The organism is Pseudomonas sp. M1, assembly GCF_022760135.1.
Lineage (GTDB): Bacteria > Pseudomonadota > Gammaproteobacteria > Pseudomonadales > Pseudomonadaceae > Pseudomonas > Pseudomonas citronellolis.
The window spans coordinates 6,850,176-6,875,928 of record NZ_CP094343.1; the positions used below are offsets into that span (position 1 = coordinate 6,850,176).

The window sequence follows — 25,753 nt, forward strand, 5'->3', positions numbered from 1 at the left end:
CCACAAAAATTGTCCACACCAAACATAATCACTAGCTCTAAAAAGATTTAAAAATTCCCTCTCTCTTTATTTTGTGAATGAAGCATTCCCTCGTGTGACGCACGAAATGCCGATTGGCTACTTTTCATACAGGTCCCTTCAATCGGCAGGGCTAAGCCCCTATACTGTGCGGCTCTCTTTTTCTTTCCCTGATCGACAGGCACGAGGTGCGTGGTGGATTTCCCTTCCCGTTTTGACGTGATAGTGATCGGCGGTGGCCATGCCGGCACGGAGGCCGCGCTGGCGGCCGCACGCATGGGCGTGAAGACCCTGCTGCTCACCCACAATGTGGAAACCCTGGGCCAGATGAGCTGCAACCCGGCCATCGGCGGTATCGGCAAGAGCCACCTGGTCAAGGAAATCGATGCCCTGGGCGGCGCCATGGCGCACGCCACCGACAAGGGCGGCATCCAGTTCCGCGTGCTCAACAGCCGCAAGGGCCCCGCCGTGCGCGCTACCCGCGCCCAGGCCGACCGCGTGCTGTACAAGGCCGCGGTGCGCGAGATCCTGGAGAACCAGCCGAACCTGTGGATATTCCAGCAGGCCTGCGACGACCTGATCGTCGAACAGGACCAGGTGCGCGGCGTGGTGACTCAGATGGGTCTGAAATTCCACGCGGACCAGGTGGTACTGACCGCCGGCACCTTCCTCGGCGGACTTATCCACATCGGCCTGCAGAACTACTCCGGCGGCCGCGCCGGTGATCCGCCGGCCATCGCCCTGGCCAGGCGCCTGCGCGAACTGCCGCTGCGCGTCGGCCGCCTGAAGACCGGCACGCCGCCGCGCATCGACGGCCGCAGCGTGGACTTCTCGGTGATGACCGAGCAGTCCGGCGATACCCCGATCCCGGTGATGTCCTTCCTCGGCAGCAAGGAAGAGCACCCGCGCCAGGTCAGCTGCTGGATCACCCACACCAACGCGCGCACCCACGAGATCATCGCCGCCAACCTCGACCGCTCGCCGATGTACTCCGGCGTCATCGAGGGCATCGGCCCGCGCTACTGCCCGTCGATCGAGGACAAGATCCATCGCTTCGCCGACAAGGACAGCCACCAGGTATTCCTCGAACCCGAGGGCCTGACCACCCACGAGCTGTACCCCAACGGCATCTCCACCTCGCTGCCGTTCGACGTGCAGCTGCAGATCGTGCGTTCCATCCGCGGCATGGAGAACGCCCACATCGTGCGCCCGGGCTATGCCATCGAGTACGACTACTTCGACCCGCGCGACCTGAAGTACAGCCTGGAGACGAAAGTCATCGGCGGCCTGTTCTTCGCCGGCCAGATCAACGGCACCACCGGCTACGAAGAAGCCGGCGCCCAGGGCCTGCTCGCCGGCGCCAACGCCGCGCTGCGCGCCCAGAGCCGTGAGGCCTGGTGCCCGCGCCGCGACGAGGCGTACATCGGCGTGCTGGTGGACGACCTGATCACCCTGGGCACCCAGGAGCCGTACCGCATGTTCACTTCGCGCGCCGAGTACCGGCTGATCCTGCGCGAGGACAACGCCGACCTGCGCCTGACCGAGAAGGGCCGCGAGTTGGGCCTGGTCGACGACCGCCGCTGGGCGGCCTTCGAGGCCAAGCGCGAAGGCATCGAGCGCGAGGAACAGCGCCTGAAGAGCACCTGGGTGCGGCCGAACACCCCGCAGGGCGACGCCATCGCCGAGCGCTTCGGCACCCCGCTGGCCCACGAGTACAACCTGCTCAACCTGCTGGCCCGCCCGGAAATCGACTACGCCAGCCTGGCCGAAGTGACCGGCGCCAGCGCCGAGGACCCGCAGGTCGCCGAGCAGGTGGAGATCCGCACCAAGTACGCCGGCTACATCGACCGCCAGCAGGAAGAGATAGCCCGCCTGCGCGCCAGCGAGGACACCCGCCTGCCTGTGGATATCGACTACACGGGCATCTCCGGGCTGTCCAAGGAGATCCAGAACAAGCTCGGCCAGGCCCGCCCCGAGACACTCGGCCAGGCCGGGCGCATCCCCGGTGTCACCCCGGCGGCCATCTCGCTGCTGCTGATCCACCTGAAGAAGCGCGCCAGCGGCCGCCAACTGGAGCAGAGCGCCTGATGTCCCAGGTCACCCAAGCCCACTCCGACGAACTCGTGCGTGGTGCCGCGGCGCTCGGCGTCGAACTCGACGAAGCCGGCCGCCAGGGCCTGCTCGCCTACCTCGCCCTGCTGGCGAAGTGGAACAAGGCCTACAACCTCACCGCGGTGCGCGACATCGATGAGATGGTCTCGCGCCACCTGCTCGACAGCCTCAGCGTCGTCCCGCACTTCCTCGCCGCCGGCGGCGAGCGCTGGCTGGACGTCGGCAGCGGCGGCGGCATGCCCGGCATCCCGCTGGCCATCCTGTTCCCGGACAAGCGCCTGACGCTGCTCGACAGCAACGGCAAGAAGACCCGCTTCCTCACCCAGGTGAAGCTGGAACTGAAACTGCACAACCTGGAAGTTATCCACAGCCGGGTCGAGGCCTACCAGCCGGACCGGGCATTCAACGGCATCGTCTCCCGGGCCTTCAGCAGCCTGGAAGACTTCTGCAACTGGACCCGCCACCTCGGCGACGGCGAGACCCGCTGGCTGGCGATGAAAGGCGTGCACCCGGAGCAGGAGCTGACGGCACTCCCGGAAGATTTCCGGGTCGAAGCCGAGCACGCCCTCAGCGTGCCGGGTTGCCAAGGCCAGCGGCATCTGCTGATACTGCGCCGGAGCATGACGGGGACGGGGGACAACCATGGCTAAGGTATTCGCGATCGCCAACCAGAAGGGCGGTGTCGGCAAGACCACCACCTGCATCAACCTCGCCGCCTCGCTGGTCGCCACCAAGCGCCGCGTGCTGCTGATCGACCTCGATCCACAGGGCAACGCCACCACCGGCAGCGGTGTGGATAAGTTGTCCCTGGAATACTCCATCTACGACGTGCTCACCGGCGAGGCCGACCTGGCCCAGGCCATGCAGTTCTCCGAGCACGGCGGCTACCAGATCCTCCCGGCCAACCGCGACCTCACCGCCGCGGAAGTGGTGCTGCTGGAGATGGACATGAAGGAGCACCGCCTGCGCCAGGCCCTGGCCCCGGTGCGCGAGAACTACGACTACATCCTCATCGACTGCCCGCCGTCGCTGTCGATGCTCACGGTCAACGCCCTCTCCGCCGCTGACGGCGTGATCATCCCCATGCAGTGCGAGTACTACGCGCTGGAAGGCCTGACCGACCTGATGAACAGCATCCAGCGCATCGCCGAGCGTCTGAATCCGACGCTGAACATCGAGGGCCTGTTGCGGACCATGTACGATCCGCGCATCAGCCTGACCAACGACGTCAGCGCGCAGCTGCAGGAACACTTCGGCGACAAGCTCTACACCACCGTGATCCCGCGCAACGTGCGACTGGCCGAGGCACCCAGCTTCGGCATGCCGGCGCTGGTCTACGACAAGCAATCGCGCGGGGCCATGGCCTACCTGGCGCTGGCCGGCGAACTCTCGCGCCGCCAGCGCGCCGCCCGCAAAGCCGCCACCGCATGACCCATTAAGGAACCCGCATGGCCGTTAAGAAACGAGGTCTCGGACGCGGGCTGGATGCCCTGCTCAGTGGCTCCAGCGCCGCCACCCTGCAGGAAGAGGCCGTCCAGGCGGACAGCAAGGAACTGCAGCACCTGCCGCTGGACCTGATCCAGCGCGGCAAGTACCAGCCGCGCCGTGACATGGACCCCCAGGCTCTGGAAGAGCTGGCCCTGTCCATCAAGGCCCAGGGGGTGATGCAACCCATCGTGGTGCGCCCCGTCGACAAGGGCCGCTACGAGATCATCGCCGGCGAGCGCCGCTGGCGCGCCACCCAGCAGGCCGGCCTGGACACCATCCCGGCGCTGGTGCGCGAGGTGCCGGACGAAGCCGCCATCGCCATGGCGCTGATCGAGAACATCCAGCGCGAGGACCTCAACCCCCTCGAGGAAGCCGTCGCGCTGCAACGCCTGCAGCAGGAGTTCCAGCTGACCCAGCAGCAGGTCGCCGACGCCGTCGGCAAGTCCCGCGTCAGCGTGGCCAATCTGCTGCGCCTGATCGCCCTGCCCGAGGAGATCAAGACGCTGCTGTCCCACGGCGACCTGGAGATGGGCCATGCCCGCGCGCTGCTCGGTTTGCCCGAGGCGCGGCAGGTGGAAGGTGCGCGACATGTTGTCGCACGCGGCCTCACCGTGCGCCAGACCGAGGCACTGGTGCGCCACTGGCTCAACGCCCCCGGCGAACCTGCCAAGGTGGTCAAGTCCGACCCCGACATCAGCCGCCTGGAACAGCGCCTGGCCGAGCGCCTGGGCGCTCCGGTGCAGATTCGCCACGGCCAGAAGGGCAAGGGGCAACTGGTGATCCGCTACAACTCGCTGGACGAGTTGCAAGGGGTTCTGGCCCACATCCGCTAAGACCATCGTCTGTGTAGCGATAGTCGGAAATCACTACCCGGCTGTTGAATGGGTATGCCCGGCCCCCTATACTCTGCGCGCAATTTTGTCGGCACAAAGTATGCCAAGTTGTTGATTTGCGAAGCCGACGCCAGAGGACTTTGAGACAGATGGAACCCAGCAAGCCGAACCGCCTGCCCTTCCATCGCCAACCGGCCTTGCGCCTGTTGCTCGTCCAGCTGGCCGTGGTGCTTCTGGGGGCTGCCGTCCTGTTTTTCTCCCGGGGCGTGGTTGCCGGCTATTCTGGTCTGCTCGGCGGACTGATCGCCTGGCTGCCGAACGTTTATTTCGCATACAAGGCGTTCCGCTACAGCGGAGCGCGCTCGGCTCAGATGATCGTCCGCTCCTTCTATGCGGGCGAGGCCGGGAAGCTGGTTTTGACGGCAGTGCTCTTCGCACTGGCGTTCGCAGGCGTGAAGCCGCTGGAGCCCCTGGCTCTGTTCGGCCTCTACCTGCTGACCCTGATGGTCAGCTGGTGCGCACCCCTGCTGATGGGACACACATTTACAAGACCTTAGAGCGATTGAGGCAAACATGGCAGCAGAAAGCGCTTCGGGTTACATCCAGCACCACTTGCAGAACCTGACCTTCGGTCGTCTGCCGGAAGGTGGCTGGGGGTTCGCCCACACAGCCGAACAAGCCAAGGAAATGGGCTTTTGGGCATTCCACATCGACACCCTGGGCTGGTCGGTATTCCTCGGCCTGGTGTTCATCCTGATCTTCCGCATGGCAGCCAAGAAGGCCACCAGCGGTATTCCGGGCGGCCTGCAGAACTTCGTCGAAGTCATGGTCGAGTTCGTCGACGGCAGCGTGAAGGACACCTTCCACGGCCGTAACCCGCTGATCGCACCGCTGGCGCTGACCGTGTTCGTGTGGATCTTCCTGATGAACCTGATCGACCTGGTGCCGGTGGACTTCCTGCCGCTGGCCGCCGCGAAGATCACCGGCAACGAGCACCTGTTCTTCCGCGCCGTGGCCACCACCGACCCGAACGCCACCTTCGGCATGTCCATCGCGGTGTTCGCCCTGATCATCTTCTACAGCATCAAGGTCAAGGGCATCGGCGGCTTCCTCGGCGAGCTGACCCTGCACCCGTTCCACAGCAGCAACATGCTGGTGCAGATCATCCTGATCCCGGTGAACTTCCTGCTGGAGTTCGTCACCCTGATCGCCAAGCCGGTTTCCCTGGCCCTGCGTCTGTTCGGCAACATGTACGCCGGCGAGCTGATCTTCATCCTCATCGCCGTCATGTTCGGCTCCGGCATTCTCTGGCTGGGCGGCATGGGCGTGGTGCTGAACTGGGCGTGGGCGGTGTTCCACATCCTGATCATCACCCTGCAGGCCTTCATCTTCATGATGCTGACCATCGTCTACCTGTCGATGGCCCACGAAGACAGCCACTGATCCAAAGATTCTGACCGCTCCCCGCCACGTCGGCGGGGGCGGAAGGGAAGTTTCACCACCTTAACTTGCTTCAAAACTTAACCAACACGACAGAAAGTCGGGAGGAAAAATGGAAACTGTAGTTGGACTCACTGCTATCGCCGTCGCTCTGCTGATCGGTCTGGGTGCCCTGGGTACCGCCATCGGTTTCGGCCTGCTGGGCGGTAAATTCCTGGAAGGCGCTGCTCGCCAGCCGGAAATGGTTCCGATGCTGCAGGTGAAAATGTTCATCGTCGCCGGTCTGCTCGACGCCGTGACCATGATCGGTGTTGGTATCGCCCTGTTCTTCACCTTCGCTAACCCGTTCATTGCTCAGGTAGCCCAGTAATTTCCGGATTCCGGAAATTCGTGACTGACAACGAACGAGCGAGGTGTTGGCGTGAACATTAATGCAACTCTGATCGGCCAGGCCATTGCGTTCGCCATCTTCGTCATCTTCTGCATGAAGTTCGTATGGCCTCCGGTCATCGCGGCTCTGCACGAGCGTCAGAAGAAGATCGCCGACGGTCTGGACGCAGCCAACCGTGCTGCTCGTGACCTGGAACTGGCCCACGAGAAAGCGGGCCAGCAACTGCGCGAGGCCAAGGCTCAGGCGGCCGAAATCATCGAGCAGGCGAAGAAAAGCGCCAATCAGATCGTTGATGAAGCCCGTGAGCAGGCCCGTGCCGAAGGCGATCGCATGATCGCCCAGGCCAAGGCCCAGATCGAACAGGAACTGAACAGCGTCAAGGATGCCCTGCGTGCCCAAGTGGGTGCCCTGGCCGTGTCCGGCGCCGAGAAGATCCTGGGTGCTTCGATCGATGCCAACGCGCAAAAGCAGCTGGTTGATCAACTGGCCGCCGAAATCTGAGCGAGGGCGATATGGCAGAACTGACCACGTTGGCTCGTCCTTACGCGAAGGCGGCTTTCGAGTACGCCCAGGCTCATCAGCAATTGGCCGATTGGTCCGCTGCTCTGGGTGTGCTGGCTGCAGTGTCGCAGGACGACACCGTGCGCCAGCTGCTCAAAGAGCCTCAGCTGACCGCGGCGGCCAAGGCCGATGCCCTGATCGACGTCTGTGGCGACAAGCTCAACGCTCCGGCCCAGAACTTCGTGCGGACCGTGGCTGAAAACAAGCGCCTGGACTTGCTGCCGACCATCTCCGAGATGTTCGAGCAGCTCAAGGCCGAGCAGGAAAAGCTGGTCGAGGTAGAAGTCGTGAGCGCCTTCGCCCTGGACCAGGAACAGCAGGACAAACTCGCCAAGGCTCTCAGCGCCCGGCTCAGTCGCGAAGTGCGACTCCATGCGTCGGAAGACGCGAGCCTGATCGGCGGCGTGGTGATCCGCGCCGGTGACTTGGTAATCGATGGCTCGGTGCGCGGCAAGATCGCGAAACTGGCTGAAGCGTTGAAATCTTGAGTTTGAAGGGGCAGCGGCATGCAGCAACTCAATCCTTCCGAAATTAGTGAAATCATCAAGGGGCGCATCGAGAAACTCGATGTCGCCTCGCAAGCGCGCAACGAAGGCACCATCGTCTCCGTATCCGATGGCATCGTGCGCATCTTCGGTCTGGCCGACGTCATGTACGGCGAGATGATCGAATTCCCGGGCGGCGTCTACGGTATGGCGCTGAACCTGGAGCAGGACTCCGTCGGCGCCGTGGTACTGGGTGAATACCAGGACCTCAAGGAAGGCATGAACGCCAAGTGCACCGGCCGCATCCTGGAAGTTCCGGTCGGTCCGGAACTGCTGGGCCGCGTGGTCGACGCGCTGGGTAACCCGATCGACGGCAAAGGCCCGATCGATGCCAAGCTGACCGACGCCGTCGAGAAAGTGGCACCGGGCGTGATCTGGCGTAAGTCGGTAGACCAGCCGGTGCAGACCGGCTACAAGTCGGTCGACGCCATGATCCCGGTAGGCCGTGGCCAGCGCGAGCTGATCATCGGCGACCGTCAGATCGGCAAGACCGCCCTGGCCGTCGACGCCATCATCAACCAGAAAGACAGCGGCATCCGCTGCGTCTACGTGGCCATCGGTCAGAAGCAATCGACCATCGCCAACGTCGTGCGCAAGCTGGAAGAGAACGGCGCCCTGGCCAACACCATCGTGGTGGTTGCCAGCGCTTCCGAATCCGCTGCTCTGCAGTACCTGGCGCCGTACTCCGGCTGCACCATGGGCGAATACTTCCGCGACCGCGGTGAAGACGCCCTGATCGTGTACGACGACCTGTCCAAGCAGGCCGTTGCCTACCGCCAGATCTCCCTGCTGCTGCGCCGTCCGCCGGGCCGTGAAGCCTACCCGGGCGACGTGTTCTATCTCCACAGCCGCCTGCTGGAGCGCGCTTCCCGCGTTTCCGAGGAATACGTCGAGAAGTTCACCAATGGCGCCGTGACTGGCAAGACCGGTTCCCTGACCGCTCTGCCGATCATCGAGACCCAGGCTGGCGACGTGTCCGCGTTCGTTCCGACCAACGTGATCTCCATCACCGACGGTCAGATCTTCCTGGAAACCTCCATGTTCAACTCGGGCATCCGTCCGGCGGTCAACGCCGGTATCTCGGTATCCCGTGTTGGTGGCGCGGCCCAGACCAAGATCATCAAGAAGCTCTCCGGCGGTATCCGTACCGCACTGGCGCAGTACCGCGAACTCGCGGCCTTCGCCCAGTTCGCTTCCGACCTGGACGACGCCACTCGCAAGCAGCTCGAGCACGGTCAGCGCGTTACCGAGCTGATGAAGCAGAAGCAGTATGCGCCGATGTCCATCGCCGAGATGTCGCTGGCCCTGTACGCCGCCGAGCGCGGCTTCCTGCAGGACGTCGAGATCGCCAAGGTGGGCGCCTTCGAACAGGCGTTGATCGCTTACTTCCAGCGCGAGCATGCCGCTCTGCTGGCGAAGATCAACGAGAAGGGTGACTTCAACGACGAAATCGACGCGGGCATCAAGGCCGGCATCGAGAAGTTCAAGGCCACCCAAACCTGGTAAGCCGCAGCGGGGGCCGGTAATGGCCCCCGCCTGCTAACCCGATAGGTGTGAAATGGCAGGCGCAAAAGAGATTCGCAGCAAGATTGCGAGCATCAAAAGCACGCAGAAAATCACCAATGCCATGGAAAAGGTGGCGGTGAGCAAGATGCGCAAGGCACAAATGCGCATGGCGGCCGGCCGTCCCTACGCGGAGCGCATTCGCCAGGTGATCGGCCATCTGGCCAACGCCAACCCGGAGTACCGTCACCCGTTCATGATCGAGCGCCCCGTCAAGCGCGTCGGTTACATCGTGGTGAGCTCCGATCGCGGCCTGGCCGGCGGCCTGAACATCAACCTGTTCAAGGCGCTCGTCAAGGACATGTCCGCCCAGCGTGAAGCCGGCGCGGAGATCGACCTGTGCGTGATCGGTGCCAAGGGCGCATCCTTCTTCAAGAACTATGGCGGCAACGTGGTCGCAGCCATCAGTCACCTGGGCGAAGAGCCGTCGATCAACGATCTGATCGGCAGCGTCAAGGTCATGCTGGATGCCTACCTGGACGGGCGTATCGATCGCCTGTACGTGGTTTCCAACAAGTTCGTCAACACCATGACCCAGAAGCCGACCGTGGAACAGCTGGTTCCGCTGGTGGCCGAGGACAACGAAGACCTGAAACACCACTGGGACTACCTCTACGAGCCCGATGCCAAGGCCCTGCTCGACGGCCTGCTGGTGCGCTACGTGGAATCCCAGGTGTACCAGGCGGTGGTTGAGAACAACGCCTGTGAGCAGGCGGCCCGGATGATTGCAATGAAGAACGCTACCGACAACGCCGGTGACCTGATCAGCGAACTGCAGCTGGTCTACAACAAGGCGCGTCAGGCGGCGATCACCCAGGAAATCTCGGAAATCGTCGGCGGCGCTGCCGCGGTGTAAGAACAGGTTCAAAATTCAGAGGAACCAGACATGAGTAGCGGACGTATCGTTCAAATCATCGGCGCCGTGATCGACGTGGAATTCCCGCGCGATGCCGTGCCGAGCATCTACGAGGCCCTGAAGGTTCAGGGCGTCGACACCACCCTGGAAGTCCAGCAGCAGCTGGGCGACGGCGTGGTCCGTTCCATTGCGATGGGTTCCACCGAAGGCCTCAAGCGTGGCCTGAACGTGGAAAGCACCGGCGCAGCCATCTCCGTCCCGGTCGGTAAAGCGACCCTGGGCCGCATCATGGACGTACTGGGCAACCCGATCGACGAAGCCGGCCCCATCGGCGAGGAAGAGCGCTGGGGTATCCACCGCGAGGCTCCCTCCTACGCCGACCAGGCTGGCGGCAACGAGCTGCTGGAAACCGGCATCAAGGTGATCGACCTGGTCTGCCCGTTCGCCAAGGGCGGCAAGGTAGGCCTGTTCGGTGGCGCCGGCGTCGGCAAGACCGTGAACATGATGGAGCTGATCCGCAACATCGCCATCGAGCACAGCGGTTATTCCGTGTTCGCCGGCGTGGGCGAGCGTACCCGTGAGGGCAACGACTTCTACCACGAGATGAAGGACTCCAACGTTCTCGACAAGGTAGCCCTGGTCTACGGCCAGATGAACGAGCCGCCGGGCAACCGTCTGCGCGTGGCGCTGACCGGCCTGACCATGGCAGAGAAGTTCCGTGACGAAGGCCGCGACGTACTGCTGTTCATCGACAACATCTACCGTTACACCCTCGCCGGTACCGAAGTATCCGCACTGCTGGGCCGTATGCCTTCCGCAGTGGGCTACCAGCCGACCCTGGCCGAGGAAATGGGCGTGCTGCAAGAGCGCATCACCTCCACCAAGCAAGGCTCGATCACCTCGATCCAGGCCGTCTACGTTCCCGCGGACGACCTGACCGACCCGAGCCCGGCGACCACCTTCGCCCACCTCGACGCCACCGTGGTACTGTCCCGCGACATCGCCTCGCTGGGTATCTACCCGGCCGTGGACCCGCTGGACTCCACCTCCCGTCAGCTGGACCCGCTGGTCATCGGCCAGGATCACTACGACACCGCTCGTGGCGTGCAGTACATCCTGCAGCGCTACAAGGAGCTGAAGGACATCATCGCGATCCTCGGCATGGACGAACTGTCCGAGTCCGACAAGCTGCTGGTGGCCCGTGCTCGTAAGATCCAGCGCTTCCTGTCCCAGCCGTTCTTCGTGGCAGAAGTCTTCACCGGCTCGCCGGGCAAGTACGTCTCCCTGAAGGACACCATCGCTGGCTTCAAAGGCATCCTCAACGGCGACTACGACCACCTGCCGGAGCAGGCGTTCTACATGGTCGGCGGCATCGAAGAAGCCATCGAGAAAGCGAAGAAGCTGTAATCCGTGCGCCCGGCAACGGGCGCTTACGTGAGGCAAGGGTATGGCTATTACTGTCCACTGCGACATCGTCAGCGCCGAAGCGGAGATCTTCTCCGGTCTGGTCGAGATGGTCGTTGCGCACGGTTCCCTCGGCGATCTGGGTATCGCCCCGGGCCACGCGCCGCTGATCACCGAGCTCAAGCCGGGTCCGATCCGCGTGGTCAAGCAGGGTGGCGAGCAGGAGGTGTACTACATCTCCGGCGGTTTCCTCGAAGTCCAGCCGAACATGGTGAAGGTCCTGGCCGACACCGTGATCCGCGCGGGCGACCTCGACGAAGCGGCCGCTCAGACCGCGCTGAAGGAAGCTGAGAAGGCTCTGCACGCCAAAGGTGCCGAGTTCGACTACAGCTCCGCTGCAGCCCGCCTGGCCGAAGCCGCAGCGCAACTGCGCACGGTCCAGCAGGTTCGCAAGAAGTTCGGCGGCTGAGCCGGCTCGCAACGGCCAGGGTCTTCGGAGTCGGCGACGAATCCGGGGCCCGGGCTTTAGCGACCTAGGGGAAAAGGGTAGCCTTGGCTACCCTTTTTCTTTTTCTACATCCAGCGTTACCAGGACGGTCCAACTTCATGTCCCTCGAAATCGTCATCCTCGCCGCCGGCCAGGGCACGCGCATGCGCTCGGCCCTGCCGAAAGTCCTCCATCCGGTCGCCGGCAAACCCATGCTGGCCCACGTGATCGATACCGCCCGTGGCCTCGCCCCGCAGCGCATCCACGTGGTGATCGGGCATGGCGCCGAACGGGTGCGCGAGCGCCTGCAGGCCGATGACCTGAATTTCGTGGTCCAGGAACAACAGCTGGGCACCGGCCACGCCGTGGCCCAGGCCGCGCCCTACCTGAGCGCCGAGCGTGTGCTGATCCTCTACGGCGACGTGCCGCTGATCGAGTTGCCGACCCTCGAACGCCTGCTGCAACAGGCCAGCGCCGAGCAGCTGGCGCTGCTCACCGTGGAGCTGGACGACCCCACCGGTTACGGCCGGATCATCCGCGGCCAGGACGGCGAGGTGAAGGCCATCGTCGAACAGAAGGACGCAAGCACCGAGCAGCGCGCCATCCGCGAGGGCAACACCGGCATCCTCTGCGTGCCGCGCCAGCGCCTGGAAGGCTGGTTGGGCCGGCTGTCCAACGCCAACGCCCAGGGCGAGTACTACCTCACCGACGTCATCGCCATGGCGGTGGCCGACGGCCTGCGCGTGGCCACCGCGCAACCCCAGGCGGCCATGGAAGTGCAGGGCGCCAACGACCGCCTGCAGCTGGCCGAGCTGGAGCGCTTCTACCAGCTGCGCATCGCCCGCCGCCTGATGGCCCAGGGCGTGACCCTGCTGGACCCGGCGCGCTTCGACGTGCGCGGCGAGGTCAACGCCGGCCGCGACGTGCAGATCGACGTCAACGTGGTGCTGGAAGGCCGCGTGGACATCGAGGACGAAGTGCAGATCGGCCCGAACTGCACCATCCGCAACAGCGTCCTGCGCCGCGGCGCCATCATCAAGGCCAACAGCCACCTGGAAGGCGCCGACGTCGGCCCCGGCAGCGACGTCGGCCCGTTCGCCCGCCTGCGCCCCGGCAGCGTGCTGGAGAGCCAGGTGCATGTGGGTAACTTCGTCGAGCTGAAGAACGCCCACCTGCACGAGGGCGTGAAGGTCGGCCACCTGACCTACCTGGGCGACAGCGAGGTCGGCGCGCGCACCAACATCGGCGCCGGCACCATCACCTGCAACTACGACGGCGCCAACAAATGGCGCACGGTGATCGGCGAAGACGTGTTCATCGGCTCCAACAACTCGCTGGTGGCGCCTGTGGATATCGGCGCCGGGGCCACGACTGGCGCGGGTTCCACCATCACCGCCGAGGTCCCGGCGCAGACCCTCGCGGTCGGCCGCGCCAAGCAGCGGGTGATCGAGGGCTGGAAGCGCCCGGAGAAGATCAAGAAGTCCTGAGGGGCTGTGGATAAACCGACATCCACATCCGCGCGGCGCCTGCCATGAAGTTATGCACAGGCGCCCACGGCCGTCGCGTCCCCGGCTGATTCATTCACAGGGACGGCTTTCTGCCCGGCGCCCAGGCGTCGGTTCCTGTTCCTGGAGTTATCCACATGCTCGGCGTCGCCGTCCTGATCTTCCTGATCACCGACCCCTTCGGCAACATCGCGGTGTTCCTCGCCGCCCTCAAGTCGGTGCCGGCCGAACGCCGGCTCAAGGTGGCGCTGCGCGAGCTACTGTTCGCCCTCGGCCTGCTGCTGCTGTTCCTCACCCTGGGCGAGCACATCCTCACCGGCCTGGGCCTGTCCAGGGAGGCCACCGGCATCGCCGGCGGCATCATCCTCTTCGTGGTCGCCATGCGCCTGATCTTCCCCACGCCCCAAGGCGTGCTCGGCGACATGCCCGACAGCGAGCCGCTGCTGGTGCCCCTGGCCACTCCGGCGGTGGCCGGGCCTTCGGCGCTGGCCATGCTGATCACCCTGCGCACCACCTACACTGGTCCGCTATGGGAGCTGTACCTGGCGGTGATCCTGGCCTGGGCCGCCACCGCGCTGATCCTGCTGCAGGCTTCCTTCCTGCAGCGCTTCCTCGGCCCGCGCGGGCTCACCGCCGTAGAGCGCCTGGCCGGCATGCTGCTGATCATGCTCAGCGTCAACATGCTGCTGCAGAACCTGCGTAGCGTGCTGCACATCGTCGGATGACCGTGGAGCCACCATGCGCCACCTGTGCCTGATGTTCGCCTCCCTGCTGCTGGCCGCCTGCGCCGGCCGGGGCGGCCTGGAAATCGACCGCGAGCACCCCTCGCGCAACCAGGACAGCCGTGTCCAGTACATCATCATCCACTACACCTCGGCGGACCTGCCGCGCTCGCTGCAGCTGCTCACCCGCGGCGAGGTCAGCGCCCACTACCTGATCGGCGCCAACCCGCCGACCATCTACCAACTGGTGGACGAGAACCGCCGCGCCTGGCACGCCGGGCAGAGCGAGTGGCAGGGGCGGACCTGGCTGAACTCCACCTCGATCGGCATCGAGCTGGTCAACCCGGGTTACCGCGAGACGCCGGAAGGGCGGGTGTGGACACCTTATCCACAGGGCCAGATCGATGCCCTCATCCTGCTGCTGAAGGACATCGTCAAGCGCCAGGGCATCACCCCCGAGCACATCCTCGGGCACAGCGACATCGCCCCGCAGCGCAAGGTCGACCCGGGCCCGGCCTTCCCCTGGAAGCGCCTGGCCGACGCCGGCCTGATCCCCTGGCCGCAGCCCGGCGACCTGGCGCATCGCCTGGCCGAGCTGAACGGCCAGCTGCCGGCGCCCGGCTGGTTCCAGCAGCAGTTGGCGCGGCATGGCTACGCGGTGCCGCTCAATGGCCAGCTGGACGAGGTGACGCGCAACGTCATCGCCGCCTTCCAGATGCGCTACCGGCCGGCGCGCTTCGACGGCGTGCCGGACCTGGAGACCGCCGCGCTGCTGCTGGCGGTGCCCACCTCCATGGCCGCGCCGGCGGTTCAGACCGGCAGCAGCATGTAGATGCGCGTGCCCTGGCCGGGCTGCGAGCGCACGCCGATGCGCCCGCCGTGCAGCTGCACGATCTCCTTGCACAGGGCCAGGCCCAGGCCGGCGCCGCCGCTGCGCCGGCCCACCTGCACGAAGGGCTCGAAGATGCGCGCCTGCTGGCTATAGGCGATGCCCTCGCCGGAGTCCTCCACCGCCAGCATCAGCCATTGGCTCTGGCGCTGGGCGAGCAGCTGCACGCTGCCGCCCTTCGGGGTGTGGCGCAGGGCGTTGCCCAGCAGGTTGTCCAGCACGCGCTCCAGGCGCAGGCGGTCGACGCTTAGGACCGGCAGCTGGTCCTCCAGCACTATCCCCAGGCCGATGCCCTGGGCCTGGGCGCGGGCGAGGAAGCGCTGGCGCGCCTGTTCCAGCAACTCGCCCACCGTGCAGGGCTGGCGGTCGAGCTTCTGCTGGCCGTCCTGGTAGCGGGAGAAGTTCAGCAGGTCGTCGATCAGCCGCACCAGGCGCTGCATTTCCTCGTCGACGGTATCGGCCAGCTCGCGCTCGCGGCTGCCCTCGGGCAGCGCCAGGCGTTCGCGCAGCAGGGCGAAGGCCATGTGCAGGCCGGTGACCGGGGTGCGCAGCTCGTGGGAGGCGCGCAGCACGAATTCGCTGCGCACCCGCTCGAAGGCGCGCAGCTCGGTGACGTCGCGCAGCACCAGCACCGCGCCCATGTTGCGCCCGTCGTCGTGGGTGACCGGGGCCAGGGTCCAGGCCAGCAGACGGTTTTCGCCGCCGATCTCGACCTGCAGGTCCTGGGGCGTATCGTCGCCCATCGACTCGCCCTGCAGCACCAGGCCGGTGGCCTGCAGCAGCTCCTGGTTGTCGATCAGCTCGCCCAGCAGCTGGCCATGGGGGTCGGCCCGGGAGAACAGCTGGCGGCTGGCCACCGGGTTGGCGTGCTCGATGCGGCTGCGCCGGTCGATGATCACCAGGCCGTCGTCGATGCTGTCGAGCACCGCCTGCAGGCGCCGCTGGCTGGCCAGCACCGCCTCGATGTTGGTCGCCTTGTACTCGGCCAGGGCCTGGGCCATCAGGCCGAAACGCCGGCTCAGCGAGGCCATCTCGGCTTCCCGCGAGACCGGCAGGCTGACCTCGAAGTCGCCCTTGCCGATGCGGTCGGCGGCCTGCGCCAGGGCCTCGATGGGGGCGCCGAAGCGGCGGGCGATGCCGTGGGCGGTGACGAAGCCGATCACCAGCATGGCCACGCCCACCAGCCCCAGCAGGCTGGCGATCAGCCAGGCGTGGCGGCGCGAGCTGCGCTCCGCGTCGCTGATGGTCTGGATGGCGTGGTTGTGCAGCGCCAGCAGGTACTGGTGCAGGGAGGTGAAGGTGCGGCTGAAGTCGCTCTCCACCACCAGGCTCCAGCGGTTGCTGCCGGAGGAGCTGACCTGGCCCTGGAACTCCTGGTTGGCCTGGTCGATGCGCTCGTAGAGGGTGCGCTCGACGTCGCTGGCGGCTTTCGCCCGGCCTTCGGCGAGGTAGCGGTCGAACTGCTCGCGCAGCCGCGCCAGGCGCTGCGCGTCGGGGCTGTCGCTGAGCAGCTGGGCCAACTGGTCGTCCAGGGACTGGCGCAGCTGCTGGCTGCTGGCGATGGTGGCGAAGTTGTGCGAGATCAGCCGCTCCTGTTCGCGGCCCATCAGCATCACGCTGAACACCCCCAGCAGCAGGCCGATCAGGGCCAGGGTGATCAGCGCCGAGATGCTTAGGAACATCCGCGAGCGCAGAGTCAGCGCGCGCTTCACAGGTTGTACTGCTTGCGCTTGCGGTACAGGGTGGAGGCGTCGATGCCGAGGATCTTCGCCGCCTGGTCGAGGGTCGGGGCGCTGGCCATCACCGAGGCGATGTGGGCCTTCTCCAGTTCCTCCAGGCTCAGCGCCTCGCCGACCCGCGGCACGGCGGCGGCGCCGCTCTGTTCGCCGAGCCCCAGGTGCTCGGGCTCCACCAGTTCCTGGTTGCAGATGATGCTGGCGCGCTCGATCACGTTGCGCAGCTCGCGCACGTTGCCCGGCCAGGCGTACTGCCGCAGCAGCGCGGCCGAGGCCGGGCTGAAGCCGCGGGCCGGGCGCCCGTAGTCCTTGACGAAGCGGGCGAGGAAGCGCTCGGCCAGGCCCTGGATGTCCTCGGCGCGCTCGCGCAGCGGCGGCAGGTTGAGGACGATGACGTTGAGGCGGTAGAGCAGGTCCTCGCGGAACGCCCCCTGGGCCACCATGCCGGCCAGGTCGCGGTTGGTCGCGGCGAGGATGCGCACGTCGGCGCGGCGCGTGACCGGGTCGCCGACGCGCTCGTATTCCTTGTCCTGGATGAAGCGCAGCAGCTTGGCCTGCAGCGGCAGCGGGAAGTCGCCGATCTCGTCGAGGAACAGGGTGCCGCCGTCGGCCTGGCTGATCCGCCCCTGGGTGCTCTCGCTGGCGCCGGTGAAGGCCCCGCGGTTGTGGCCGAACAGCTCGCTTTCCATCAGCTCGGCGTTCAGCGACGGGCAGTTGATGGTCACGCAGGATTTCTTCGCGCGCTTGCTCCAGGCGTGGATGGCGCGGGCCAGCTCGCCCTTGCCGGAGCCGGATTCGCCGAGGATGAGGATGTTGGCGTCGGTGGCGGCTACCTGGCGCGCGGTCTCCAGCACCGCGGTCATCGCCGGGCTGTGGGATTCGAGCTGCTCGGCCTGGCTGGCCTGGGCGCCCTCCAGGGCCTCCAGGCGCGCGGTGAGCTGGCGCACCTCCAGCTGCTTGGCCGCGGCCAGGCGCAGCTGCTCGGGGCTGCAGGGCTTGACCAGGTAGTCGGCGGCGCCGGCCTGCATGGCGTCCACGGCGGTGTCCACGGCGGAATGCGCGGTGACGATCACCACGCGCATCCAGGGCGCCTGCAGGCGCATCTGGGCCAGCACGTCCAGGCCGTTGTCCTCGCCCAGGCGTAGGTCGAGGAAGCACAGGTCGAAGACCTGGCGTTGCAGCAGGGCATCGGCCTGGGCCGCGCTGGATGCGGTGGCCACGCTGTAGCCCTGGTCCTCCAGGCAATAGCGGAAGGTGCGCAGGATGGCGGGTTCGTCGTCGACCAGCAGGATTCGGCCAAGCGTCTCCGGAGTGGGGTCCATTCGGGGTGCCTCGTAGTAGGAAATTCCTTTCGCGTATGCGTCTTTTAGTCCAGGAAATTTCTTGCAAGTTGCAATGAAAGTTAGACGCATCTCTGAAGGACACCGGCGCCTCTGGCGAAGGAAAGCGGACGGGAAGGGGAACGACCTGCCGGGTCCCGTGCAAAACGCACGGCCGGAACCGGCCTGTCGTGCAGGATGCGCGCTGCCGGCGGCCCGCCGATTTTTACAAGCCGTTGTTTTAAAAGGGATTAGTCAAAGTCATCGACCTGGCACGCGGCGTGCGAGACAGGTTGCGGGAGGCCCGGTGCACCCGCGCCGGCCGATCACCAGTCCTTCGGGAGGAGCACGTCGATGAACGCTGATGGAGCCAAGGGGGATTCGCTGGGGCGGCTGCTGTTGCTGGCCGTCGCCGTGGTCGTACTGCTGGACCGTTGGTATCCGGTCGCTCCACAGCCTTCCGCCGCGCCGGTGCAGGAACCTGTGTCCAGCGCTTTCCTCGGACAGCCATCGAGGCTGCAGGACGAACGAATGGCCATCACGGAAGAGGCCGCCAGCACCGCGGTGGTCCGCCAGACCTCGCGGGTGAGCTGGGTGTTCTGAGGGGCGCGCACCGCCTTTCCATGACAGAGGAGACATTCCATGCTGAGCTGGGCTCTCACATTCCTGATCATCGCCATCATCGCCGGGGTACTCGGCTTCGGTGGCATCGCCGGCGCCGCGACCAGTATCGCCAAGATTCTCTTCGTGCTGTTCCTGGTGCTCTTCGTCATCTCCTTCTTCGTCGGGCGGCGCCGTGGCTGAGCCGCGCCCGCTGCGTCGGTTCCTGCTCGCGCTGCCGCTGCTGGCGGCCGGGCAGGGGTGGGCGGCCGACAACGACGCCATCTACCGCCTCAACGAGCTGCTGGACAGCGACCCGCAGTACCGCGAGACCTGGCAGGACCTGGTGAAGAAGGAAGAACGGCTGCCCGACTGGGTGATGAACCTGGACGGCACTGCCACCCCCATGCAGGTAGAAGAGGAGGACGGCGACAAATACCTGGTGGGCGAGCTGTGCAAGGCCCACGACTGCGCGGCCAACCGCCTCTACGTGGCCTTCAGCTGGAACAAGAAGGATGCCTACGCGCTCTACGTGCAGGTGCCGGAAAACCTGCCGCCGGACAAGTCGCCCAGCCGCCACGCCAGCTTCCGCTGGCTGGGTGAGCCGGACGCCGGCATGCAGCAACTGCTCGACGAGCAGCTCAAGGCCGATCCGAACTGGTACTGAATCCGCGCCGGCGACGGCGCATGACCAGGGGGCCGGGATGCTGGGGGGAGTGGTGAGCCCGCAGCGACCCAGGGGTACAGGGAGTGCCTCCGACGAGGGCCGGGTCAGGTGTGAGGCTGTGAGGGGGAGCTTCGATGGCTTCTGTGGAGCTTGAAGAGCCCCTCTCCCCAGCCCTCGGCTGCGCGCCCCGCCATGAAGGGAGAGGGGGCAGTCCGCTGGCTGAAAGTTAAGGTTTCGGCCGGGAACCTTCGGAGTTGCCGGCTAACTCAGGAATACCCACGCACTCCGAACGGTCCCCTCTCCCTTCAGGGAGAGGGTTAGGGAGAGGGCGCTCTTAAGGCCCCATCCCCCCACCTCCAACTTCCCTGATATCAATCAACCCCGACCCACCCCCCTGGCCCCCTAAAATATCCCCGCCGCGCCTGGTCACCCGGACGACCATCCATCGCGAACTACAGGCCCCCACGCCTGCGTCACGGCAGCGCACCCGCGGCAGGGAAAGCGAATGCCTCCCCGAGCCTCGCTTTCCACCCACAGGGTTCGAAAAAAGCGGCCGCCACGGTCTTTTCAGCCCAATCCCATGCAAAAAAGCAATGGCCTGCGAGCCTGGAACACCCGTTCCATTTGCTTTTCCCCATGCCGATTGTGCATGGGGTAGCCGTTTCCGGCATTAGACGCGAAGAAGGGGGGTGGGAATCATGCGCCCTTTTTTTCGCCACCCCGGCCATCCCGGCGGCGGGCGAAACCCCCGACTTCCACAAGAACCAAGGGTGAACACACTATGGGCAAAGCCAAGCTCAGCCTCGCCTGGCAGATCGTCATCGGTCTGGCACTGGGCATCGCCATGGGTACCGTGCTGAACCACTTCAGCGCGGAAAAGGCCTGGTGGATCAGCAACATCCTGCAGCCGGCGGGCGACATCTTCATCCGCCTGATCAAGATGATCGTGGTACCGATCGTCATCTCCTCGCTGATCGTCGGCATCGCCGGCATGGGCGACGCCAAGAAGCTCGGGCGCATCGGCCTGAAGACCATCGTCTACTTCGAGATCATCACCACGGTGGCCATCGTCGTCGGCCTGGTGCTGGCCAACCTGTTCCAGCCCGGCGCCGGCATCGACATGAGCACCCTGGGCACGGTGGACATCTCCAAGTACGCGCAGACCGCCAAGGAAGTGGAACACCACCACGCGTTCATCGAGACCATCCTCAACCTGATCCCGTCGAACATCTTCGCCGCCATGGCCCGCGGCGAGATGCTGCCGATCATCTTCTTCTCGGTGATGTTCGGCCTGGGCCTGTCGTCGCTGCCGGCGCCCACCCGCGAGCCGCTGGTGAAGATGTTCCAGGGCGTGGCCGAGGCCATGTTCCGCGTCACCCACATGATCATGCTCTACGCGCCGGTCGGCGTGTTCGCGCTGATCGCCGTGACCGTCGCCAGCTTCGGCTTCGCCTCGCTGCTGCCGCTGGCCAAGCTGGTGCTGCTGGTGTACTTCGCCATCGCCTTCTTCGCCTTCATGGTGCTGGGCCTGGTGGCGCGGCTGTTCGGCTTCTCGATCATCAAGCTGATGCGCATCTTCAAGGACGAGCTGGTCCTGGCCTATTCCACCGCCAGCTCCGAGACCGTGCTGCCGCGCATCATCGAGAAGATGGAAGCCTACGGCGCGCCCAAGGCGGTGAGCAGCTTCGTGGTGCCCACCGGCTACTCGTTCAACCTCGACGGCTCGACGCTCTACCAGAGCATCGCGGCGATCTTCATCGCTCAGCTCTACGGCATCGACCTGTCCATCGGCCAGCAACTGATGCTGGTGCTGACGCTGATGGTCACCTCCAAGGGCATCGCCGGCGTGCCGGGGGTGTCCTTCGTGGTCCTGCTGGCCACCCTGGGCAGCGTCGGCATCCCCCTGGAAGGCCTGGCCTTCATCGCCGGCGTCGACCGCATCATGGACATGGCGCGCACCGCGCTGAACGTCATCGGCAACGCCCTGGCGGTGCTGGTGATCTCCAAGTGGGAAGGCATCTACGACGGCAAGCAGGGCGCGCTCTACTGGCAGGCGGTGGAACAGGGCCGCGGCGAAGAGCTGCTGAGCGACGCCCGGCAGAACACCGCGCACTGAGCCAGGCCGAACGGCGGATAACGCTTCGCGTTATTCGCCCTACACCCAACCCACCATTGACGTAGGGCGAATAACCGTTCGCGGTTATCTGCCGTTACACCGGGCGCATGCCCGGCTTCGGGATCGAGCCCGGAGGCGCTTTGCGGCCTTGGCGTTTCTGGCAGCGATGCACGCGCGCCGTTATCATCGCGGCCAACGTCCTTGGGGGGGATACCCATGCTCAACGGCCTCTGGCTCGGCTTTTTCCTGGTCGCGGCGGTCACCGCGCTGTCGCGCTGGCTGCTCGGCGGCCAGGCCGACGTGTTCGCCGCCATGGTGGAGAGCCTGTTCGCCATGGCCAAGTTGTCGGTGGAGGTCATGGTCCTGCTGTTCGGCACCCTGACGCTCTGGCTGGGCTTCCTGCGCATCGCCGAGAAGGCCGGTCTGGTGGAGCGCCTGGCCTGGCTGCTGGGCCCGCTGTTCCGCCGGCTGATGCCCGAGGTGCCGGCCGGGCACCCGGCCATCGGCCTGATCACCCTGAACTTCGCCGCCAACGGCCTGGGCCTGGACAACGCCGCCACCCCCATCGGCCTCAAGGCGATGAAGGCGCTGCAGGAACTCAACCCCAGCAGCACCACGGCGAGCAACGCGCAGATCCTCTTCCTGGTGCTCAACGCCTCGTCGCTGACGCTGCTGCCGGTGACCATCTTCATGTACCGCGCGCAACAGGGCGCGGCCGACCCCACCCTGGTGTTCCTGCCGATCCTCCTGGCCACCAGCGCCTCGACCCTGGTCGGCCTGCTCTCGGTGGCGGTCATGCAGCGCCTGCGCCTGTGGGACCCGCTGGTGCTCGCCTACCTGATCCCCGGCGCTCTCGCCCTGGGCGCCTTCATGGCGCTGCTGGCCGGGCTTTCCGCCACGGCGCTGGCGCAGCTCTCCTCGCTGCTGGGCAACCTCACCCTGTTCGGCCTGATCGTGGCGTTCCTGGTGCTCGGCTGGCTGAAGAAGGTGCCGGTGTACGAAACCTTCGTCGAAGGCGCGAAGGAAGGTTTCGACGTGGCCAAGAACCTGCTGCCCTACTTGGTGGCGATGCTCTGCGCCGTCGGCGTGCTGCGCGCCTCCGGGGCCCTGGAGCTGGTGCTCGGCGGCATCCGCTGGACGGTCGAGGGCCTGGGCTGGGACACCCGCTTCGTCGACGCCCTGCCCACTGCGCTGGTCAAGCCGTTCTCCGGCAGCGCGGCGCGCGCCATGCTGCTGGAGACCATGCAGAGCCAGGGCGTGGACAGCTTCGCCGCGCGCCTGGCGGCCACCGTGCAGGGCAGCACCGAGACCACCTTCTACGTGCTGGCGGTGTACTTCGGCTCGGTGGGCATCCAGCGCGCCCGCCACGCCGTGGGCTGCGCCCTGCTGGCGGACCTTGCCGGGGTGCTGGCGTCCATCGGCGTGTGCTACTGGTTCTTCGGCTGAAGCCCGGTCGTTTAATTAAAAAAATCGGAAAATATTTAAATATCCTTATTCTTCTGAAGTTTCTTTCAGAAACAATTAGGTAATTGGATTTTTAATTAAGGATTCGCGCCACTTAATAGGGTTAATTTTCCATAAGAACTTTCCTTTAATCGAAATTAGATTTTCCTCAAATCAAATTAAGGAAAATCGCAATGAGAGGGAAAGTGAGTTGCCTGGCGCTGTGCGCCCTGCTGGCCGGCTGCAACGGCTGGGTGAAGCCGGAAGTCGATGGCCAGCTCAATTCGCGTTATTTCACGGTGTTGTCCGGCCTGCCGGCGCCGGGGCTGATGGTGGCTTCGGCGGTGCAGTGGAACGCCGACTATGCGGTGACCGCTGCCCACGTGCCCTATCTGTCGGACCTGGCCTATTCCTGCAGCACCCGCTGCGACCTGGTGTTCATCCGCCGCAAGGCCGACGGGCCGCTGCCGCACTGGCGCGCGCCGCGCAATGGCGAGGCGGTGACGGCGCTGGGCAGCAGTACCCTGCTGCTGCCGGTGAGCTCCCGCGGGCGGGTGTGGCCGGTGCCCTACCGCAACCTCAACGAGCCCAACGAAGAGCTGTACGGCATCCATGACGCGGCCCTGGCCCAGGGGATGTCCGGCGGGCCGCTGGTGGCGGCCGACGGCAGCGTGCTGGGCATGAACATCGGCTACAAGGGCACGGCCTGGGGCGGCGTGCAGCACCCGGGGCTCAAGGGCGCCAAACGCATCAGCGTGTTCGTGCCCTACGCGGTGATCGAGCGCGAATGGAAGCTGTTCCAGGTGAAGCTGGCGCGGGAACGGGAAGCGGAAATGGGGCGCCGGTTGCAGGCGAGCAATCCCTAGGCGGGAATGACGCCTGCCATACCTGCCAATCTTTTGTGAATTTTCCGACGAGTTGTCACGAAGCTTTCACCAGCCTTTCAAACCCTTGTAATTCGGGCCTTTCAGCCATTTTTCATTTGATCTCGGGCAGTTTTTACACATAGGGTTACAAATATCTTCCCGGCCGCTGCCTGCCTGCTCGCATCCGGGAAGGGCCCCGTGATCGTCAGAATGGTGTTTCCCATGGCTTCCAAGAATTCCAAGGCCAAGGCCGTGTTCCGCGTCGTCAGCGGCAACTTCCTCGAGATGTACGACTTCATGGTGTATGGCTTCTACGCCACCGCCATCGCCAAGACCTTCTTCCCCGGCGACGACCCCTTCGCCTCGCTGATGCTGTCGCTGGCCACCTTCGGCGCCGGCTTCCTGATGCGCCCATTGGGGGCCATCTTCCTCGGCGCCTACATCGACCGCCACGGCCGCCGCCAGGGCCTGATCATCACCCTGGCGCTGATGGCCATGGGCACCCTGCTGATCGCCTTCGTCCCCGGCTATTCCACCCTTGGCGCGCTGGCGCCGCTGCTGGTGCTGCTCGGCCGCCTGCTGCAGGGCTTCTCCGCCGGTGTCGAGCTGGGCGGCGTGTCGGTGTACCTGGCGGAGATCGCCAGCCCCGGCAAGCGCGGCTTCTTCGTCAGTTGGCAGTCCGCCAGCCAGCAGGTGGCGGTGGTCTTCGCCGGGCTGCTGGGGGTCATCCTCAACCACTGGCTGAGCCCCGCGCAGATGGGCGAGTGGGGCTGGCGCGTGCCCTTCTTCGTCGGCTGCATGATCGTCCCGGCGCTGTTCGTCATCCGCCGCTCCCTGGAGGAGACCGAGGCCTTCCAGCAACGCAAGCACCACCCGCGCCTGGGCGAGGTGCTGCGCTCCATCGGGCAGAACTTCGGCCTGGTGCTGGCCGGCACCGCCATGGTGGTGATGACCACCGTGTCCTTCTACCTGATCACCGCCTACACCCCGACCTTCGGCAGGAACGAACTGCACCTGTCGGACTTCGACGCCCTGCTGGTGACCATGTGCATCGGCCTGTCGAACTTCTTCTGGCTGCCGGTGATGGGCGCGCTGTCCGACCGCGTCGGCCGCCGCCCGCTGCTGCTGGCCGCCACCGTGCTGGCGCTGCTGACCGCCTACCCGACGCTGTCCTGGCTGGTGGCCGAGCCCAGCTTCGCCCGCCTGCTGACGGTGGAACTGTGGCTGTCGTTCCTCTACGGCAGCTACAACGGCGCCATGGTGGTGGCGCTGACCGAGGTGATGCCGGCGGACGTGCGCACCACCGGCTTCTCCCTGGCCTACAGCCTGGCCACCGCCACCTTCGGCGGCTTCACCCCGGCGGCCTGCACCTGGCTCATCCATGCCCTGGACAACAAGGCCGCCCCCGGCCTGTGGCTGAGCGGCGCGGCGCTGCTGGGCCTGGTCGCCACCCTGGTGCTGTTCCGCCGCCGCGGCCGCGCGGCCCCCTCGGGCGAGGCGCTGGCCGGCGCCTGAGGACCTGCGGCGCTTTGCCACTGGCCGCCCTCGGCCGGCCTTGACCTCGGTCAAGGGTGGCCGGGGGCGGCAGGAGAAGGATAGGTCAATGACATTTCCTTCTTCTCCTCGGAGACAACGCCATGCCCACCCCCCTGCACCAGCAAGCCGCGGCGCTCGCCGCCGGCGGCCATGACCACTGGATCGAGACGCTCGACGACGGCAGCCATGTGCTGATCCGCCCGCTGCGCGCGGAAGACCGCGAGCTGGAGCGCAACTTCCTCGAACGCCTGTCGCCGATGACGCGCAAGCTGCGTTTCCACGGCGAAGTGAAGATCAGCGACGCGCTGCTCGACAGCCTGATGGACGTGGATTACCAGGACAACATGGCGTTCGTCGCCCTGGTGCACGACGACGGCGAACTGCGCGAAATCGGCATCAGCCGCTACGCCAAGGTGGACGCGAACCAGTGCGAATGCGCCCTGACCACCGCCGACGACTGGAAGCGCCGGGGCCTGGGCAAGGCGCTGATGCGCCACCTGATCGACGTGGCGCGGCGCAACGGCTTCACCCAGATGTACAGCATCGACCAGGCCATCGACCGCGACATGCGCGACCTCGCCGTGGAACTGGGCTTCCGCGCCCAGCGCGACCCGGACGACGCCACCCGGGTGATCCGCCGCCTGGCGCTGTAAGGC

26 protein-coding genes are annotated in these 25,753 nt (G+C 65.7%); 24 read left to right on the forward strand and 2 right to left on the reverse strand.

The features are described 5' to 3' along the window. Positions 1–213: 213 nt before the first annotated feature. The 16 genes from mnmG to PM1_RS30540 all read left to right on the forward strand — a co-directional run bounded on the left by mnmG (position 214) and on the right by PM1_RS30540 (position 14,757). Positions 214–2,106: a tRNA uridine-5-carboxymethylaminomethyl(34) synthesis enzyme MnmG gene (gene mnmG, locus PM1_RS30465; protein WP_009614431.1), complete on the forward strand. Its 1,893-nt coding sequence runs from the start codon at positions 214–216 to the stop codon at positions 2,104–2,106. Beyond that, a complete protein-coding gene (gene rsmG, locus PM1_RS30470; protein WP_009614428.1) occupies positions 2,106–2,780 on the forward strand; it encodes a 16S rRNA (guanine(527)-N(7))-methyltransferase RsmG in 675 nt (224 codons plus the stop codon). Before mnmG ends, rsmG begins: the two co-directional genes overlap by 1 nt. Beyond that, positions 2,773–3,561 (forward strand): ParA family protein, encoded by a 789-nt coding sequence (locus PM1_RS30475; protein WP_009614427.1) that lies wholly within the window; start codon positions 2,773–2,775, stop codon positions 3,559–3,561. Before rsmG ends, PM1_RS30475 begins: the two co-directional genes overlap by 8 nt. Before the next feature lie 17 nt (positions 3,562–3,578). Further along, positions 3,579–4,451 (forward strand): ParB/RepB/Spo0J family partition protein, encoded by an 873-nt coding sequence (locus PM1_RS30480; protein ID WP_009614425.1) that lies wholly within the window; start codon positions 3,579–3,581, stop codon positions 4,449–4,451. Positions 4,452–4,600: 149 nt separating this feature from the next. Next, positions 4,601–5,008: a F0F1 ATP synthase subunit I gene (locus PM1_RS30485; protein ID WP_009614423.1), complete on the forward strand. Its 408-nt coding sequence runs from the start codon at positions 4,601–4,603 to the stop codon at positions 5,006–5,008. A gap of 16 nt (positions 5,009–5,024) precedes the next feature. Further along, the gene (gene atpB / locus PM1_RS30490) at positions 5,025–5,894 is read left to right on the forward strand and encodes a F0F1 ATP synthase subunit A (RefSeq protein WP_009614414.1); all 870 of its coding nucleotides are present in this window, start codon (positions 5,025–5,027) and stop codon (positions 5,892–5,894) included. 109 nt (positions 5,895–6,003) lie between these two features. Further along, the gene (gene atpE / locus PM1_RS30495; RefSeq protein WP_003457994.1) at positions 6,004–6,261 is read left to right on the forward strand and encodes a F0F1 ATP synthase subunit C; all 258 of its coding nucleotides are present in this window, start codon (positions 6,004–6,006) and stop codon (positions 6,259–6,261) included. A 51-nt stretch (positions 6,262–6,312) separates the two neighbouring features. Then, positions 6,313–6,783 (forward strand): F0F1 ATP synthase subunit B, encoded by a 471-nt coding sequence (locus PM1_RS30500; protein ID WP_009614410.1) that lies wholly within the window; start codon positions 6,313–6,315, stop codon positions 6,781–6,783. An 11-nt stretch (positions 6,784–6,794) separates the two neighbouring features. Beyond that, positions 6,795–7,331, forward strand: a complete 537-nt coding sequence (locus tag PM1_RS30505; RefSeq protein WP_009614408.1) for a F0F1 ATP synthase subunit delta — start codon at positions 6,795–6,797, stop codon at positions 7,329–7,331. An 18-nt stretch (positions 7,332–7,349) separates the two neighbouring features. Continuing rightward, on the forward strand, positions 7,350–8,894 hold the full coding sequence (gene atpA, locus PM1_RS30510; RefSeq protein WP_009614402.1) for a F0F1 ATP synthase subunit alpha: 1,545 nt from the start codon (positions 7,350–7,352) through the stop codon (positions 8,892–8,894). Between the two features lie 52 nt (positions 8,895–8,946). After that, positions 8,947–9,807, forward strand: a complete 861-nt coding sequence (gene atpG / locus PM1_RS30515; RefSeq protein WP_009614400.1) for a F0F1 ATP synthase subunit gamma — start codon at positions 8,947–8,949, stop codon at positions 9,805–9,807. 30 nt (positions 9,808–9,837) lie between these two features. Further along, complete coding sequence (gene atpD / locus PM1_RS30520) at positions 9,838–11,214, forward strand: F0F1 ATP synthase subunit beta (protein ID WP_009614399.1); 1,377 nt, start codon at positions 9,838–9,840, stop codon at positions 11,212–11,214. Between the two features lie 40 nt (positions 11,215–11,254). After that, positions 11,255–11,680 carry a F0F1 ATP synthase subunit epsilon gene (locus PM1_RS30525; protein ID WP_009614398.1) on the forward strand — a complete coding sequence of 142 codons (426 nt, stop codon included), beginning with the start codon at positions 11,255–11,257 and terminating at the stop codon, positions 11,678–11,680. A gap of 137 nt (positions 11,681–11,817) precedes the next feature. Beyond that, positions 11,818–13,185, forward strand: coding sequence for a bifunctional UDP-N-acetylglucosamine diphosphorylase/glucosamine-1-phosphate N-acetyltransferase GlmU (glmU, locus tag PM1_RS30530; protein ID WP_009614397.1), 1,368 nt, complete (start codon positions 11,818–11,820; stop codon positions 13,183–13,185). A gap of 149 nt (positions 13,186–13,334) precedes the next feature. After that, positions 13,335–13,928, forward strand: coding sequence for a MarC family protein (locus PM1_RS30535; RefSeq protein WP_024128857.1), 594 nt, complete (start codon positions 13,335–13,337; stop codon positions 13,926–13,928). Positions 13,929–13,941: 13 nt separating this feature from the next. Further along, complete coding sequence (locus PM1_RS30540) at positions 13,942–14,757, forward strand: N-acetylmuramoyl-L-alanine amidase (RefSeq protein WP_009614395.1); 816 nt, start codon at positions 13,942–13,944, stop codon at positions 14,755–14,757. Here the strand turns inward: PM1_RS30540 and PM1_RS30545 are convergent. Together PM1_RS30545 and algB are read right to left on the reverse strand one after the other, a co-directional pair. After that, complete coding sequence (locus PM1_RS30545; RefSeq protein ID WP_134163492.1) at positions 14,736–16,496, reverse strand: ATP-binding protein; 1,761 nt, start codon at positions 16,494–16,496, stop codon at positions 14,736–14,738. The genes PM1_RS30540 and PM1_RS30545 overlap by 22 nt on opposite strands. A 26-nt stretch (positions 16,497–16,522) precedes the next feature. Then, complete coding sequence (gene algB / locus PM1_RS30550; protein WP_009614393.1) at positions 16,523–17,872, reverse strand: sigma-54-dependent response regulator transcription factor AlgB; 1,350 nt, start codon at positions 17,870–17,872, stop codon at positions 16,523–16,525. Between the two features lie 351 nt (positions 17,873–18,223). On the opposite strand from algB, the gene PM1_RS30555 reads away from it, so the two are divergent. The 8 genes from PM1_RS30555 to PM1_RS30590 all read left to right on the forward strand — a co-directional run bounded on the left by PM1_RS30555 (position 18,224) and on the right by PM1_RS30590 (position 25,750). Then, a complete protein-coding gene (locus PM1_RS30555; RefSeq protein WP_009614391.1) occupies positions 18,224–18,472 on the forward strand; it encodes a hypothetical protein in 249 nt (82 codons plus the stop codon). 39 nt (positions 18,473–18,511) lie between these two features. Beyond that, complete coding sequence (locus PM1_RS30560; protein ID WP_009614390.1) at positions 18,512–18,673, forward strand: DUF1328 domain-containing protein; 162 nt, start codon at positions 18,512–18,514, stop codon at positions 18,671–18,673. Next, a complete protein-coding gene (locus tag PM1_RS30565; RefSeq protein ID WP_009614389.1) occupies positions 18,666–19,136 on the forward strand; it encodes an inhibitor of vertebrate lysozyme family protein in 471 nt (156 codons plus the stop codon). Before PM1_RS30560 ends, PM1_RS30565 begins: the two co-directional genes overlap by 8 nt. Before the next feature lie 781 nt (positions 19,137–19,917). Next, on the forward strand, positions 19,918–21,252 hold the full coding sequence (gene gltP, locus PM1_RS30570; RefSeq protein WP_009614388.1) for a glutamate/aspartate:proton symporter GltP: 1,335 nt from the start codon (positions 19,918–19,920) through the stop codon (positions 21,250–21,252). A 216-nt stretch (positions 21,253–21,468) separates the two neighbouring features. Continuing rightward, complete coding sequence (locus PM1_RS30575) at positions 21,469–22,698, forward strand: nucleoside recognition domain-containing protein (protein ID WP_009614387.1); 1,230 nt, start codon at positions 21,469–21,471, stop codon at positions 22,696–22,698. A 191-nt stretch (positions 22,699–22,889) separates the two neighbouring features. After that, a complete protein-coding gene (locus PM1_RS30580; RefSeq protein WP_009614386.1) occupies positions 22,890–23,561 on the forward strand; it encodes a S1C family serine protease in 672 nt (223 codons plus the stop codon). Between the two features lie 222 nt (positions 23,562–23,783). Next, positions 23,784–25,076, forward strand: a complete 1,293-nt coding sequence (tcuC, locus tag PM1_RS30585; RefSeq protein WP_024128859.1) for an MFS transporter — start codon at positions 23,784–23,786, stop codon at positions 25,074–25,076. A gap of 122 nt (positions 25,077–25,198) precedes the next feature. Beyond that, the gene (locus PM1_RS30590) at positions 25,199–25,750 is read left to right on the forward strand and encodes a GNAT family N-acetyltransferase (protein WP_009614384.1); all 552 of its coding nucleotides are present in this window, start codon (positions 25,199–25,201) and stop codon (positions 25,748–25,750) included. The last annotated feature ends 3 nt before the right edge of the window (positions 25,751–25,753 follow it).

What these genes read in the sequence shown, in the direction of transcription:
- PM1_RS30575 (WP_009614387.1), top strand. Translation starts at nt 21,469, where the DNA reads ATGCTCAACGGCCTCTGGCTCGGCTTTTTCCTGGTCGCGGCGGTCACC.
- atpB (WP_009614414.1), top strand. Translation starts at nt 5,025, where the DNA reads ATGGCAGCAGAAAGCGCTTCGGGTTACATCCAGCACCACTTGCAGAAC.
- PM1_RS30580 (WP_009614386.1), top strand. Translation starts at nt 22,890, where the DNA reads ATGAGAGGGAAAGTGAGTTGCCTGGCGCTGTGCGCCCTGCTGGCCGGC.
- tcuC (WP_024128859.1), top strand. Translation starts at nt 23,784, where the DNA reads ATGGCTTCCAAGAATTCCAAGGCCAAGGCCGTGTTCCGCGTCGTCAGC.
- atpD (WP_009614399.1), top strand. Translation starts at nt 9,838, where the DNA reads ATGAGTAGCGGACGTATCGTTCAAATCATCGGCGCCGTGATCGACGTG.
- rsmG (WP_009614428.1), top strand. Translation starts at nt 2,106, where the DNA reads ATGTCCCAGGTCACCCAAGCCCACTCCGACGAACTCGTGCGTGGTGCC.
- PM1_RS30540 (WP_009614395.1), top strand. Translation starts at nt 13,942, where the DNA reads ATGCGCCACCTGTGCCTGATGTTCGCCTCCCTGCTGCTGGCCGCCTGC.
- atpE (WP_003457994.1), top strand. Translation starts at nt 6,004, where the DNA reads ATGGAAACTGTAGTTGGACTCACTGCTATCGCCGTCGCTCTGCTGATC.
- PM1_RS30485 (WP_009614423.1), top strand. Translation starts at nt 4,601, where the DNA reads ATGGAACCCAGCAAGCCGAACCGCCTGCCCTTCCATCGCCAACCGGCC.
- gltP (WP_009614388.1), top strand. Translation starts at nt 19,918, where the DNA reads ATGGGCAAAGCCAAGCTCAGCCTCGCCTGGCAGATCGTCATCGGTCTG.
- glmU (WP_009614397.1), top strand. Translation starts at nt 11,818, where the DNA reads ATGTCCCTCGAAATCGTCATCCTCGCCGCCGGCCAGGGCACGCGCATG.
- PM1_RS30590 (WP_009614384.1), top strand. Translation starts at nt 25,199, where the DNA reads ATGCCCACCCCCCTGCACCAGCAAGCCGCGGCGCTCGCCGCCGGCGGC.
- PM1_RS30525 (WP_009614398.1), top strand. Translation starts at nt 11,255, where the DNA reads ATGGCTATTACTGTCCACTGCGACATCGTCAGCGCCGAAGCGGAGATC.
- PM1_RS30545 (WP_134163492.1), bottom strand. Translation starts at nt 16,496, where the DNA reads ATGTTCCTAAGCATCTCGGCGCTGATCACCCTGGCCCTGATCGGCCTG.
- PM1_RS30475 (WP_009614427.1), top strand. Translation starts at nt 2,773, where the DNA reads ATGGCTAAGGTATTCGCGATCGCCAACCAGAAGGGCGGTGTCGGCAAG.
- PM1_RS30480 (WP_009614425.1), top strand. Translation starts at nt 3,579, where the DNA reads ATGGCCGTTAAGAAACGAGGTCTCGGACGCGGGCTGGATGCCCTGCTC.
- algB (WP_009614393.1), bottom strand. Translation starts at nt 17,872, where the DNA reads ATGGACCCCACTCCGGAGACGCTTGGCCGAATCCTGCTGGTCGACGAC.
- atpG (WP_009614400.1), top strand. Translation starts at nt 8,947, where the DNA reads ATGGCAGGCGCAAAAGAGATTCGCAGCAAGATTGCGAGCATCAAAAGC.
- PM1_RS30560 (WP_009614390.1), top strand. Translation starts at nt 18,512, where the DNA reads ATGCTGAGCTGGGCTCTCACATTCCTGATCATCGCCATCATCGCCGGG.
- PM1_RS30505 (WP_009614408.1), top strand. Translation starts at nt 6,795, where the DNA reads ATGGCAGAACTGACCACGTTGGCTCGTCCTTACGCGAAGGCGGCTTTC.
- atpA (WP_009614402.1), top strand. Translation starts at nt 7,350, where the DNA reads ATGCAGCAACTCAATCCTTCCGAAATTAGTGAAATCATCAAGGGGCGC.
- PM1_RS30555 (WP_009614391.1), top strand. Translation starts at nt 18,224, where the DNA reads ATGAACGCTGATGGAGCCAAGGGGGATTCGCTGGGGCGGCTGCTGTTG.